The organism is Demequina subtropica, assembly GCF_000971235.1.
Lineage (GTDB): Bacteria > Actinomycetota > Actinomycetes > Actinomycetales > Demequinaceae > Demequina > Demequina subtropica.
In genome coordinates this window covers 51,595-64,247 of sequence record NZ_BBMB01000013.1, presented here as the reverse complement: position 1 = coordinate 64,247, position 12,653 = coordinate 51,595, and the positions used below count along the sequence as shown (strand labels likewise).

At 69.4% G+C, this 12,653-nt stretch carries 11 protein-coding genes and 1 tRNA gene; 4 read left to right on the top strand and 8 right to left on the bottom strand.

The window, feature by feature from the left end; genetic code table 11:
• Positions 1 to 59: 59 nt before the first annotated feature.
• From AOM06_RS12550 to AOM06_RS12540, 3 genes are all read right to left on the bottom strand, one after another.
• Complete coding sequence (locus AOM06_RS12550; RefSeq protein ID WP_062306951.1) at positions 60 to 1,421, bottom strand: alpha/beta hydrolase-fold protein; 1,362 nt, start codon at positions 1,419 to 1,421, stop codon at positions 60 to 62.
• A 175-nt stretch (positions 1,422 to 1,596) separates the two neighbouring features.
• Positions 1,597 to 2,085: a methylglyoxal synthase gene (locus AOM06_RS12545; protein ID WP_062306948.1), complete on the bottom strand. Its 489-nt coding sequence runs from the start codon at positions 2,083 to 2,085 to the stop codon at positions 1,597 to 1,599.
• A gap of 71 nt (positions 2,086 to 2,156) precedes the next feature.
• A tRNA-Leu gene (locus AOM06_RS12540) sits at positions 2,157 to 2,230 on the bottom strand.
• Positions 2,231 to 2,251: 21 nt separating this feature from the next.
• Here AOM06_RS12540 and AOM06_RS12535 point away from each other — a divergent pair.
• Positions 2,252 to 2,881, top strand: a complete 630-nt coding sequence (locus AOM06_RS12535) for an ANTAR domain-containing response regulator (protein ID WP_228372953.1) — start codon at positions 2,252 to 2,254, stop codon at positions 2,879 to 2,881.
• A gap of 164 nt (positions 2,882 to 3,045) precedes the next feature.
• Positions 3,046 to 4,320, top strand: coding sequence for an ABC transporter substrate-binding protein (locus AOM06_RS12530; protein ID WP_062306941.1), 1,275 nt, complete (start codon positions 3,046 to 3,048; stop codon positions 4,318 to 4,320).
• A 411-nt stretch (positions 4,321 to 4,731) separates the two neighbouring features.
• Here AOM06_RS12530 and AOM06_RS12525 read toward each other — a convergent pair whose 3' ends face one another.
• The 5 genes from AOM06_RS12525 to AOM06_RS12505 form a co-directional block, all read right to left on the bottom strand.
• Complete coding sequence (locus tag AOM06_RS12525) at positions 4,732 to 5,463, bottom strand: ABC transporter ATP-binding protein (RefSeq protein WP_062306936.1); 732 nt, start codon at positions 5,461 to 5,463, stop codon at positions 4,732 to 4,734.
• Complete coding sequence (locus tag AOM06_RS12520) at positions 5,463 to 6,302, bottom strand: ABC transporter ATP-binding protein (RefSeq protein WP_062306933.1); 840 nt, start codon at positions 6,300 to 6,302, stop codon at positions 5,463 to 5,465. The genes AOM06_RS12525 and AOM06_RS12520 overlap by 1 nt, the downstream gene beginning before the upstream one ends.
• Positions 6,295 to 7,269: a branched-chain amino acid ABC transporter permease gene (locus tag AOM06_RS12515; RefSeq protein WP_062306930.1), complete on the bottom strand. Its 975-nt coding sequence runs from the start codon at positions 7,267 to 7,269 to the stop codon at positions 6,295 to 6,297. The genes AOM06_RS12520 and AOM06_RS12515 overlap by 8 nt, the downstream gene beginning before the upstream one ends.
• 1 nt (position 7,270) lies before the next feature.
• Complete coding sequence (locus AOM06_RS12510) at positions 7,271 to 8,335, bottom strand: branched-chain amino acid ABC transporter permease (protein WP_169747764.1); 1,065 nt, start codon at positions 8,333 to 8,335, stop codon at positions 7,271 to 7,273.
• 169 nt (positions 8,336 to 8,504) lie between these two features.
• Positions 8,505 to 8,915: a PaaI family thioesterase gene (locus AOM06_RS12505; RefSeq protein WP_062306918.1), complete on the bottom strand. Its 411-nt coding sequence runs from the start codon at positions 8,913 to 8,915 to the stop codon at positions 8,505 to 8,507.
• A gap of 18 nt (positions 8,916 to 8,933) precedes the next feature.
• On the opposite strand from AOM06_RS12505, the gene polA reads away from it, so the two are divergent.
• Entirely contained in the window at positions 8,934 to 11,591 is a 2,658-nt protein-coding gene (gene polA, locus AOM06_RS12500; RefSeq protein WP_082105567.1) for a DNA polymerase I, read from the top strand.
• Between the two features lie 10 nt (positions 11,592 to 11,601).
• Positions 11,602 to 12,624: a 6-phosphofructokinase gene (locus AOM06_RS12495; RefSeq protein WP_062306914.1), complete on the top strand. Its 1,023-nt coding sequence runs from the start codon at positions 11,602 to 11,604 to the stop codon at positions 12,622 to 12,624.
• Positions 12,625 to 12,653: the final 29 nt, after the last annotated feature.

Below are 12,653 nucleotides of genomic sequence, written 5' to 3'. Positions count from 1 at the left end.
CGGCGGGGCCTCTCTGCGCGGTCGCGCATCGTCGAGGGACGATGCGCGACCGCCCTTCGCTAGCGGTCCTGGTCCTGGTCGAACAGCCAGTCGAGGATCACGTCGTTGGAGTACGTCGGGATCCACGACAGGTGGCTGAAGATCGGCGTCGTGCCGGACTCGATGGTGGTGAACAGGTGCTCGCTGCCGCTGTGACGCGCCTCCTTGACGGCGGCCTTGGCCAGGGCCTCCTGAGTGTCGTCGGCGAGCAGGCCGGACCACTCGGTCCACACGACGGGCGTGCCGGCGGCCTCGAACGCCTCGAAGACGCGGAAGTCCGAGCCGTCGGCGTAGTAGTCGACCACGAAGTCGTCCTCGGAGTGCACGGCCCAGATCGGGAAGTCCGCGAGCTCCGCGGCGGCCGCCTCGACATCGGCGACGCCGCCGCCGCAGACCACCACGGCGCCCGCGAACAGGTCGCTGTGCTCGCCGAGGATCGCCCACGAGCCGTACGAGCCCATCGACAGGCCCGTCAGGTAGACCCGTGAGGTGTCGACGTCCGGGTGCGATGCGATGAAGTCCTCGACCAGGTCGATCACGGCCTCCTGCATCTGCGGCGCCCACCACGCGCCCTTGGTGCCGTCGAACGGGTCGGCCTGCGGCGAGAGGACGTAGGCGGGGTCCGTGAGCTGCCGCTCGTCCGAGGCGAAGACGGTGGAGATCTGGTTGCCCGCGAGCTGGCTGAAGTTGTTCGACCCGCTCTCGCCGAAGCCGTGCAGCGACACGACCAGCGGGTACTTCTTGCCCTTCTTCTCGCCGCTCTTCTCGGGCGTGTAGTAGCGGTAGTCGAGCACCGGTCCCGCCTCCGTCGCGAGCGTTCCGGACGCGTACTCGTCGATGAGCAGGTTCTCCACGTCGCTGTTGGCCACGACGTTCCCGGGCTGCGCGTCGACGGTCACGCGGGGCGACACGATGTCGCCCACCTGGGCGACGGTGTAGCCGCCCGCGAGGTCGTAGTAGTGCGTGATGGTGGTCGACCAGTCGACGTACGAGGCGGTCGCGGCCGCATCGTCCTCGTCGAGCTCGAGGATCACGTAGCGGCCCGCGCGCTGCTTGCCGGTGATGTCCGGCGTGTCGCTGGTGTAGGCGGCCGTCACGGTGCGCTCGCCGACGAGCGGGGCGATGCCGCCCGCGCCCAGGTCGACCTCGACGTCGAACGCATCGACGTCGACGCCGGTGCCTCCGAGCTTGAGCACGCGGTCGTACTCGACGGCGATCGCCGTCACCTTGAGGCCGGACGGCGCCACCTCGGTGATGACCGTCGCGTCGACGACGCTTGCGGAGGCCTCGTGGGCGGGGCTCGCCGATGCGGCGGCGCCGCACGCGGTCACGGCGATCGCGGCGGTGGTGACCGCCGCGGTACGGGTCCACGGAACTGGCATGGGTGCTTCTCCTCGTTGAGATCGCTGGGTCCCGGCGTCTTCGTCGGGACGCCGGCCGGGGATGAGCCCGGCCGACGCCTCGGACGCTAGCGACCCCGGCGTGCGAGGGTTTGTCCCACAGTGCCTGAATGCACGAACTGTCGTGTTCGCCGCAAGATCTGCGGCCCGGGAGGCGTCAGTCCTGGTCCTCGCCGGGGCGCATGGCCTCCCAGTCGCGCGGGCCCAGATCGGGGACCTTGCGCTCGTAGCCGTCGCGGAACAGGGGAGAGGAGATGAGGAAGTCGGCCGTCGCGACGTTCGACGCAATCGGGATGTTCCACAGGGCGCCCAGGCGCAGCAGCGCCTTCACGTCGGGGTCGTGGGGCTGCGGCTCGAGGGGATCCCAGAAGAAGATCAGCATGTCGAGTGCGCCCTCGGCGATCTTCGCGCCGATCTGCTGGTCGCCGCCGACCGGGCCCGACAGGAAGCGGTGGACCTTGATCCCGAGCTCGAACTCGAGCATCGTGCCCGTGGTGCCGGTCGCGTAGAGCTCGTGCGGGGCGAGGGAGCCCTTGTTGAAGGAGGCCCACTCGAGGAGCTCGGCCTTCTTGTTGTCATGCGCCACGAGCGCGATGTGGAGGCGTCGCGCCGGGGCCGTACGCGGGGAGGTGTCGTCTCTGCTCACGTGTCGAGCATGGCACGGGGTGGTCCCGGACGATGCGCGTGCGCGGCACGGGTCGGCGCAGGATCGGCGAGTACCCCGGGTGGGACTCGAACCCACAACACCGCGGGTTTGAGCCGCGTGCCTCTGCCAGTTGGGCTACCGGGGCGAGGGCACTAGGCTAGCGCCTGTGACTGACGTGAACGACACTCCCGCGGCGGAGCAGCAGACCCAGCCCACCAAGCGCGCGCGCCGCGCCGTCGTCGCAGAGGACGAGGCGCTGATCCGCATGGACATCGTCGAGACGCTCCGGGAGGGCGGCTACGACGTCGTTGGCGAGGGCGCCAACGGCGAGGAGGGCGTGGAGCTCGCGCGCGAGCACAAGCCCGACGTGGTCGTCATGGACGTCAAGATGCCCGTGATGGACGGCATCACCGCGGCGGAGATCATCGCCAAGGAGCGCATCGCGCCGGTGGTCCTGCTGACCGCCTTCTCGCAGACCGAGTTGGTCGAGCGCGCGCGTGACGCGGGCGCCATGGCCTACGTGGTCAAGCCGTTCACGCCGGGGGACCTGCTGCCCGCCGTGGAGATCGCCGCGTCCCGCTACGTCGAGATCCGCGCCCTCGAGTCGGAGATCGCCGACATCAACGAGCGCATGGAGACCCGCAAGAAGGTCGAGCGTGCGAAGGGCCTCCTCATGGAGAAGATGAAGCTCAACGAGCCCGAGTCCTTCCGCTGGATCCAGAAGACCTCGATGGATCGTCGTCTCACGATGCGAGAGGTCGCCGAGGCGGTCATCGAGCAGATGGGCGGAAAGTAGCGCAAACGCCCACGTGCGCGCCGGGTTGTGTCACGAAATCGTGATGGACACGACGCGAACGTGAAATCTTCCTTCGCTAGCGTGACGGTTACCGCCGGGGGGACTCACCTCCCGGTGCTGTGACCGAGGCGGGGCTGGCCCCGCCGAAGTGGGAGGAAGAAAACATGGCACGATGGAACTCCATCGCCCGTGGCGCGGCCTTCGCCGCCGTCGCGACGCTGTCTCTCGCCGCGTGCTCCACGGATTCCGATGGCGGCTCGAGCGCGGACCCGACCGACGGGGGCGCGGCCTCCGGTGACCCGCTCAAGATCGGCAGCTTCCTGCCGGTGACCGGCTCGCTCGCCTTCCTCGGCCCGCCCGAGGTCGCGGGTGTCAAGGTCGCGGTCAACGAGATCAACGACGCGGGCGGCATCTTCGGCGCCCCGGTCGAGCTCATGGAGACCGACTCGGGCGACGCGAACAACCCCACGATCGGTGACCAGTCGATCTCCGAGCTCATCAACGCCGAGGTCTCGGCCATCATCGGTGCCGCCTCGTCGGCCTCGACGCTGCTCGTGCTCGACGACGTCGACGCCGCCGGCATCGTCATGGTGTCGCCCGCGAACACCTCGACCTCGCTCTCGGGCTACTCGGACTTCTACTTCCGTACCGCTCCGCCGGACACCGCGCAGGGTGCCGCTGTCGCCGACCTCATGATGGAGGACGGCGCCTCGAACATCGCCATCCTCGTCCAGGGTGACGACTACGGCGTGTCCTTCCGCGACGTCGTGCAGGCGCGCGTCGAGGCCGCCGGTGGCACCATCACCTACGGCACCTCGGGCGAGGAGGTCGACCCCGCGGGCGGCAACTTCAACGCCAACGTCGAGGCGGCCCTGGCCACCAGCCCCGACGCGATCCTCATGATCGCGTTCGACGTGACCGCGCAGATCGTCCCGGCGATCGCCGACGCCGGCTACGACATGTCGAAGGTCTACATGTCCGACGGCAACACCTCGAACTGGGGCGACACCTTCGCGCCGGGCACCCTCGAGGGCGGCAAGGGCACCATCCCGGGCTCGGCCCCGTCCGACGAGTTCAAGGCCCTCCTCGACGAGGCCAACGGTTCGGAGCTCGAGGACGTCTCCTACGCGAACGAGTCCTACGACGCCGTCATGCTGGTCGCTCTCGCGGCGCTCCAGGGTGGCTCGTCCGACCCGGCCGTGATCCAGGAGAACATGGCCTCGGTCTCGGGCGCCGACGGTGGCACGGAGTGCTCCGGCTGGGTGGAGTGCTCGGGCCTCATCAACGAGGGCGAGACCATCAACTACCAGGCGCTGTCGCTCTCGGGCCCGTTCGACGACATGAACGACCCGACCGCGGCCGTCATCGGCGTGTGGGAGTACGACGCCGACAACAACATCTCGCGCATCGGCGAGGTGGAGTGGTCGGCCGGCGAGTGATCGCCTGACCGTCTGACCTAGGTCGCAGAAGGCCCCCGGGGTTCGCCCCGGGGGCCTTTCGCGTGCCCGGGCGCCCCGCCGCATCAGCCGAGTCCCGCATCGTCCCCTCGCGAGCCCCTGCATCGGCCCGGCCCCCGTCGTCGCCTCACCCCAGCGGGACATGAGTGCGGGATCCAGCCGCGAAACGGCCCCTATGTCCCGCCAGGACGATGCGCCACGCGTGCGTGTCCGCCCCGGGGGCCTCCCGCGTGCCCGGGCGCGCCCCGCATCGTCCCCTCACCCCAGCGGGACATGAGTGCAGGATCCGACCGCGAAACGGCCCCCATGTCCCGCCAAGACGTTGCGCCACGAATGCAGAAGGGCCCGGCTCCCGTGGGGAGCCGGGCCCTTGAGAGGCGCTGTCGGGCGCTGCTAGGCGCCGAGCGTGCCGAGGTAGAGCTCGATGACCTTGGGGTCCTTGAGGAGCTCGCGGCCCGTGGCGGAGTACGCCGCTGTGCCCTGGTCCAGCACGTAGCCGCGGTCGCAGATCTGCAGGCAGCGGCGCGCGTTCTGCTCGACCATGATCACGGTGACGCCGGTGGCGTTGATCTGCTTGGTGCGCACGAAGGTCTCGTCCTGACGGGCAGGGGAGAGGCCCGCGCTGGGCTCGTCGAGCAGCAGCACCTTCGGGTCCATCATGAGCGCGCGGGCCATGGCGACCATCTGACGCTCACCGCCCGAGAGCGAGCCTGCACGCTGGTCCTTGCGCTCGATCAGCACGGGGAACAGGTCCCCGATGTAGTCGAGCCGCTCCTTGTACGCCTTGGGGCGCTGGTAGGCGCCCATCTCGAGGTTCTCCGCGATGGTGAGCGACGGGAAGACGTTGTTGGTCTGCGGCACGAAGCCGACGCCCTGCTTCACCAGCTGGTCGGCGCGGAGGTTCGTGATGTCCTCCCCGTCCAGGTGGAACGTCCCGCCGGTGACCGGCACGAGCCCGAACAGCGCCTTGAGGAAGGTCGACTTGCCGGCGCCGTTGGGGCCGATGATGCCGACCAGCTCGCCCTTCTTCACCTCGAGCGTGCAGCCGTTGAGGATGCTGACGCCCGGGATGTAGCCGGCCCACACGTCGTCCGCGGTGATGAGCACGTCCTGCGTCTCGGGCATCAGAGGTCCTCTCCGAGGTCGGTGTCGTGGTGCGCGCCCAGGTACGCGTCCTGGACCGCCGCGTTCTGCATCACGGTGGACGCGGGGCCCTCCGCGATGAGCTCGCCCTGGGCCATGACGGCGACCCAGTCCGAGATGCGGCGCACCATGTGCATGTCGTGCTCGACGAACAGGACGGTCATGCCCTCGTCCTTGAGCTCGATGATGTGCTCGAGAAGCGACTCGGTCAGCGCGGGGTTCACGCCGGCCATCGGCTCGTCGAGCATCACCATCGTGGGCTTCGACATGAGCGCGCGAGCCATCTCGAGCAGCTTGCGCTGGCCTCCCGAGAGCGAGCCCGCGGAGTCGTCCCGCTTCTCGTAGAGCTTGAATCGGTGGAGGAGGTCGTGCGCCTGCTCCGTGATCTCCCGCTCGCGGGACTTCCACAGCGGGGGCACGAAGGCGGTGAGCAGCGACTCGCCGGGCTGGTCCTGCGCACCGAGGCGCATGTTCTCCATGACCGACATGCCCTCGAGGGCCTTGGTCAGTTGGAACGTGCGCACCATGCCGGAGCGCGCGACCTTGTGCGGCGAGACCTTGCGCAGCGGCTTGCCGTCGAAGGTGCCGGAGCCCTCCTGCGCGGTGTCGAAGCTGGTGAGCAGGTTGAAGAAGGTGGACTTGCCGGCACCGTTGGGCCCGATGAGCGCGGTGATCGTGTTGCGCTGCACCTCGAAGTGCCCCACGTTGACCGCGGTGAGGCCGCCGAAGCGCCGCACCACGCCGTCGGCGATGAGGATCGGGTCGGGCTTGGCGACGCCCGGCTCGTGGGCGACTCCGTCCAGGACTGTCGTGTCAGGCATGGAACGCAAGCTCCTTCTTGTTGCCGAGGATCCCCTGTGGTCGGAACACCACCAGGAGGATCAGCGCGATACCGACCAGCATGAGGCCGAACGGCTCGATGGCGGTGGACGGGAGGATGGACTCGGGGATGAAGGCCTTCGCGACCGCGCGGATCAGCGACAGCGCGGCCCAGAAGACCACCGACCCGACCACGGGCCCCATGACGGTGGCCGCGCCACCCAGGAGCAGGATCGTCCACACCCAGAAGGTGGTGGGACGGCCCATGGCATCCGCGACGACCGCGGACCCGTGCGCCCAGATCACGCCGCCCAGCGCACCGATGACACCGCCGATGATGAGCGCCTGCATCTTGTACCAGTAGACGTTCTTGCCGAGCGAGCGCACCGCGTCCTCGTCCTCGCGGATGCCCTTGAGCACGCGGCCCCAGGGGGAGTTCGAGAGTCGCCAGAACAGCAGCAGGAACAGCGCGACGAGCACCCAGGCGACCACGCGGAGCCACCAGGAGTCGGAGGCCGAGCCGTGATAGGTGAACGGGCCGACCGTGATCCGCTCGTCCGGGAAGGGCGACAGGTCCTCGAGCGGGCCCTTGTAGTCCTTGCCCTTGATGCCGAGCGAGCCTCCGGTGACCTCGACGAGCGTGTTGGATCGCCCGACGTAGCGGACGATCTCGGCCGCGGCGATCGTCACGATCGCGAGATAGTCGCCGCGCAGCTTCAGCGTCGGCCAGCCGAGCAGGAGGCCGAAGAGGATCGCGGCACCCATCGCGACGAGGATCGCGGCCCACATGGGCAGCCCCTCGCGCACGGAGATCGCGTAGCCGTACATGCCGAGGAGCATGAAGCCCGCCTGGCCCATGTTGAGCAGGCCGGTGAGGCCGAAGTGGAAGTTCAGGCCGATCGCGGCGATGGCGAAGGCCGCCGTCGCGGGCGTGAACATCTGCTCGAGCGCATTGATGAGGATGTCCATGTCAGCCCACCCGTTCCTTCCTGCCCAGGATGCCCTGCGGTCTCACGAGCAGGACGATGATGAGGATCGCCAGCGCGGAGGCGTAGCGCATGTCGGGTGCGATGACCACGGTGGAGACCTCGGAGACCACGCCGACCACGAGCGCGCCCACGAGCGCGCCGAAGGCCTGACCCAGGCCGCCCAGCGTCACGGCGGCGAACATGAGCAGCAGGATGCGGGCTCCCGAGTCGAAGCCCGCGCCGTTGTCGAACAGCGCGAGCAGGATGCCGCCCAGGCCGGCGAGCGCCGCGGACATCACCCACACGAGGCGGATGATCGAGTCGACGCGGATGCCGGAGGCGGCGGCGAGGGCCGGGTTGTCCGAGATCGCGCGCGTCGCGCGTCCCAGGCGGGTCTTCAGCAGGAACAGCGCGACTCCCGCGAGGGCGATCGCGGCGATCACCACGGACATGAGCGTCAGGGTGCCGACGTAGAAGTTGCCGAACGTGATGCGCCCGCCCGACGCGTTGGTGAGGCGATGGCGCGTGCCGCCCATCCACCACTGCAGCAGGTTGAGCAGCGCGAGCGAGAGGCCGATGCTGACGACCATCTGCTGGAGGACCGCGACGCGGCGCTTGCGGAGCGGGCCCCACAGCATCTTGTCCTGCAGCCATCCCGTGAAGCCCGAGACGATCACCGCGATGATCGCGGCGAGCCACAGCGGCAGACCGATGGTGAACGAGCCGGGGACGAGCGGGATGGTGACCTGCTCGTTCGTGCTGAGGAAGAACGTCAGGAGCGCGCCGAACGTCACCTGCTCGCCGTGAGCGAAGTTGCTCAGGCCGGTGGTGCCGAAGATCAGCGAGAGGCCCACCGCGGCGAGCGCGAGGAGCACTCCGAACGCGAGGCCGTTGATGACGTTCTGGATCACGAGCGTGGCGGTGGAGGTGCCCGCTGCCACGGGCTCCACCGTCTCGGCCTCGGCGGGACCACCGCCGAGCACGAGCGTCGCGATCACGAATGCGGCCGCTGCGATCAGCAGCAGGCCCGCGGCTTTGTAAAACCGCGTATCAGGTCTGGTGAACACCGTTCTCCCCTCCGAGTTGGCCCACACATTAGACCGATCGTGTTTCCGGAGTGTTTTCGACGCACGTCAGCGAGGCCAAACTGCAACCTTTGCGCCCGAAACGTCGCGGATTCGGGGCGTTCGGACCTCGATCGGTGCATCAACAGGCCTTCACGGGACCAGCGGCTCGTCAGCGGGTCCGCAGCGCGCAGGTGAGCCGCGCGACGGCGAGCTTCGCCCCCGCATCGTCCTCGACGACCACCTCGTAGCTCGCGATGGTGCGGCCGAGGTGGATCGCGGTGGCCGTGCCGGTCACGGTCCCGGTGCGCGCGGAACGCACATGCGTGATGTTGAGGTCGACCCCCACCGCGATCCCCTCGGGGTCGAGCGTGAGGGCATGCGCCATCGCGGCGAGCGAGGCCAGCGACTCGGCGAGGACGGCCGATGCCCCGCCATGAAGCAGGCCGTACGGCTGCGTGTTCCCCTCGACGGGCATCGTGCCGATCGCGATGTCAGGGGTGACCTTCAGGATGGAGATGCCCATCCGGGCGATCAGCCCGTCGGCGGGCGCGTTCAGGAGGGGGACCTCGGCGTCTGACATGAAGATAGGTTGGCACCTGTGACCGAATCCACCAAGGGAACACTCCTCCTCGTCGACGGCCTCTCCATGGCCTTCCGCGCGTTCTTCGGCCTTCCGGTCGAGAACTTCGCGACGTCGACAGGGGTGCCCACCAATGCCGTCTACGGCTTCACCACGATGCTGGCGACGCTGCTCAAGGACCACCAGCCCACGCACGTCGCGGTCGCGTTCGACCTTCCCGGCGGGACCTTCCGCACCGAGCGGCTGCCCTCCTACAAGGGGACGCGCGACGCGACGCCGCCGGAGTTCGAGCCTCAGGTACCGCTCATCCGGGAGATGCTCGGCGCGCTGCGCGTCGCTGCGGTCGACAAGGAGCGCTTCGAGGCCGACGACCTGCTCGCGACGTACGCTCGGATGGGCCGTGAGGCCGGCCTGCGGGTGCTCGTGGTCTCTGGCGACCGCGACACCATCCAGCTGGTCAACGACGACGTCACGCTGCTCTACCCGCGCAAGGGCGTCTCCGACCTCGTGCACTTCACGCCCGCCTCGGTCGAGGAGAAGTACGGCGTGCGCCCCGACCAGTACCCGGACATGGCCGCGCTGGTCGGCGAGACGAGCGACAACCTTCCCGGGGTGCCGGGCGTGGGACCCAAGACCGCGGCCAAGTGGATCGTCACGTACGGCGGGCTCGCCGGCATCCTCGACAGCGCGGACGACGTCCCGGGCAAGGCGGGCCAGAGCCTGCGCGACCACCTCGACCAGGTGCGGCTCAACCGCGAGCTCAACCACCTGCTCACGGATCTCGAGGTCGCGGTCCCCCTGGGCGATCTCGAGTACGCGGGCGCGGACGCGGCGGCGGTGCACCAGGTGTGCGACGCGCTGCAGTTCCGCACGCTGCGCGACCGGCTGATGCCTTTCGCCGCCGACGCGCACGAGGACGCTCCGGTGGAGACGCCGGCCGTCGTGGTGCGCACCGAGGGCGCCGTGGCGGCGATCACCGCCATGACGGGGCCCGTGGCCCTCCACGTCGAGGGCCGCGGGGGCGCGGACGCGGATGCCTGGGCGCTCGGCGTGACCGACGCCGCCGATGCGGCGTGGGGCGTCGACCTCGGCGCGCTCAGCGCGGCCGAGGAGCGCGCGCTCGCCTCCTGGCTGGCCGATGCGGACGTCCCCAAGGTGCTTCACGCGGCCAAGGACGCGTGGCATGCGCTCGCGGCGCGCGGCTGGGAGCTCGCGGGCATCGCGGGCGACACCCAGATCGCGGCCTTCCTGGTGAACCCCGATCAGCGCGGATTCGAGCTCGAGCAGATCCTTCAGCGCCATCTGGGACTCTCGCTCGAGGGCGCGTCGGTGGCCGGCGAGCTCGACCTGGGCCTGGGCGCGTCGGCCGCGGAGACCGCGGCGGAGCGCGCGGCGCATGTGCGCACGCTCGCCGCCGTGCTCGATCCGATGGTCGCCGAACGTGGCATGGGGGAGCTGTACGCCGAGCTCGAGATCCCGCTGCTGAGCGTGCTGGCGCGCATGGAGCACGCGGGCATGGCGGTCGACTCCACGCACCTCCGCACCCTGGCCGACGAGGCGCGCGGACGCGCGGACCGCGCCGCCGAGGATGCGTACGCGGCGATCGGCGGCGACCGGGTCAACCTCGGCTCGCCGAAGCAGCTGCAGGAGGTCCTGTTCGACCGCCTGGGCATGCCCAAGACCAAGAAGATCAAGACCGGCTACACCACCGACGCCTCGTCCCTGCACGACCTCAACGAGAAGTCGCCGCACCCGTTCCTCACGGCGCTGCTCGCGTACCGGGACGCGACCAAGCTGTCGCAGATCATCGAGACGCTCATCCAGTCCGTGCAGGCGGACGGCCGCATCCACACGACCTTCTCGCAGGTGGTCGCGGCGACGGGCCGGCTCAGCTCCAAGGACCCGAACCTCCAGAACATCCCGATCCGTACGCCCGAGGGCCACCGGATCCGCGAGGCGTTCGTGGTGGGCGAGGGGTTCGAGACGCTCGTGACGGCCGACTACTCGCAGATCGAGATGCGCATCATGGCCCACCTGTCGGGTGACGCGGGCCTCATCGAGGCGTTCCAGGGAGGCGAGGACCTCCACCGCTTCGTGGGCTCCCGCGTCTTCGGCGTCGCGCCCGCCGACGTCACCCCCGAGATGCGCTCGCAGGTCAAGGCGATGTCCTACGGGCTCGCCTACGGGCTGTCGTCGTTCGGGCTCGCGAGGCAGCTGAGCCTGCCCGTCGGGGCCGCGCAGGCGCTCATGGACGACTACTACAAGCGGTTCGGCGGGGTCCGCGAGTACCTCGACAGCGTGGTGGAGAAGGCGCGGGGCGACGGCTACACGGAGACGATCTTCGGACGGCGCCGCTACATCCCGGACCTCACCTCGACCAACCGCCAGCGGCGGGACATCGCGGAGCGGGTCGCGCTCAACGCCCCCATCCAGGGTTCGGCGGCGGACCTCATCAAGCGCGCGATGCTGGGGGTCGAGCGTCGTCTGAAGGACGAAGGTCTGGCATCACGGCAGGTACTTCAGGTGCATGATGAGCTCGTGGTCGAGACAGCCCCCGGAGAGCGTGCGGCGGTCGAGACCATCCTCCGGGAGGAGATGCACGCCGCAGGCGATCTGAGCGTCCCTCTCGACGTGAACGTAGGAACGGGCGCTGACTGGCGCACCGCTGGACACTAGGGTTGGTGGCATGCGAATCGGTCTTCTCACGGGTGGCGGCGACTGCCCCGGTCTGAACGCGGCGATCCGGGCGGTGGTGAAGAGGGGAACCTCCGAGCTCGGCTGCTCGATCGTCGGCTTCAACAACGGCTGGCAGGGCGTCATCGACGGCGACGCCAGGCCGCTCACCCGGGACGACGTCTCCGGCATCCTGGTCCACGGCGGCACGATGCTCGGCACCGCCCGCTGCCACCCTCACAAGGTCGAGGGCGGCATGGAGGCCGTGCAGGAGACGTTCGAGAACGAGAAGCTCGACGGCTTCATCTGCATCGGCGGCGACGGCACGCTCAAGGCGGCCGGCAAGGTGTCGAAGGCGCTGGGGGTCCCGGTCATCGGCATCCCCAAGACCATCGACAACGATGTGGTCGGCACCGACGCCGCGATCGGCTTCGACACCGCGGTGTCGATCGCGACCGAGGCGATCGACCGTCTCCACTCGACCGCCGAGTCCCACAACCGCGTCATGGTGGTCGAGCTCATGGGCCGCCACTCGGGCTGGATCGCCGTCACCGCGGGCATCGCCGGCGGCGCAGACATCATCCTTGCGCCCGAGGAGCCCTTCGACATCGACGTGATCGCGAAGCGCATCAAGCACCGTCACCGCTACAAGAACTTCTCGATCGTCGCGGTCGCGGAGGGAGCGATCCCGGCCGAGGGCTCGAACTGGACGGGCAAGCAGACCATCGACGCCAAGGGCAACCCGATCGCGGGGTCCATCGGCCACGAGGTCACCAAGGCCATCGAGGCCGCGACCGGCTTCACCACGCGCCTCACGGTGCTCGGCTACACCCAGCGCGGCGGCGTCCCCACGGCCGCGGACCGCCTGCTCGGCACCCGCATGGGCGTCGCGGCGATCGACGGCATCGTCGCGGGGGAGAGCCACAAGTTCACCGCTCTTCAGAGCGGCCACATCGTGCTCGAGCCCTTCGACACGATGATGGGCAAGACCAAGTGGGTGCCTGAGGAGCTCCTCAGCGCCGCACGCGGTCTCTGAAGCTTCGTCGCCGGGCGCGCCGCATTGCC

What these genes read in the sequence shown, in the direction of transcription:
- AOM06_RS12550 (WP_062306951.1), bottom strand. Translation starts at nt 1,421, where the DNA reads ATGCCAGTTCCGTGGACCCGTACCGCGGCGGTCACCACCGCCGCGATC.
- AOM06_RS12530 (WP_062306941.1), top strand. Translation starts at nt 3,046, where the DNA reads ATGGCACGATGGAACTCCATCGCCCGTGGCGCGGCCTTCGCCGCCGTC.
- AOM06_RS12525 (WP_062306936.1), bottom strand. Translation starts at nt 5,463, where the DNA reads ATGCCCGAGACGCAGGACGTGCTCATCACCGCGGACGACGTGTGGGCC.
- AOM06_RS12520 (WP_062306933.1), bottom strand. Translation starts at nt 6,302, where the DNA reads ATGCCTGACACGACAGTCCTGGACGGAGTCGCCCACGAGCCGGGCGTC.
- AOM06_RS12515 (WP_062306930.1), bottom strand. Translation starts at nt 7,269, where the DNA reads ATGGACATCCTCATCAATGCGCTCGAGCAGATGTTCACGCCCGCGACG.
- AOM06_RS12505 (WP_062306918.1), bottom strand. Translation starts at nt 8,915, where the DNA reads ATGTCAGACGCCGAGGTCCCCCTCCTGAACGCGCCCGCCGACGGGCTG.
- AOM06_RS12495 (WP_062306914.1), top strand. Translation starts at nt 11,602, where the DNA reads ATGCGAATCGGTCTTCTCACGGGTGGCGGCGACTGCCCCGGTCTGAAC.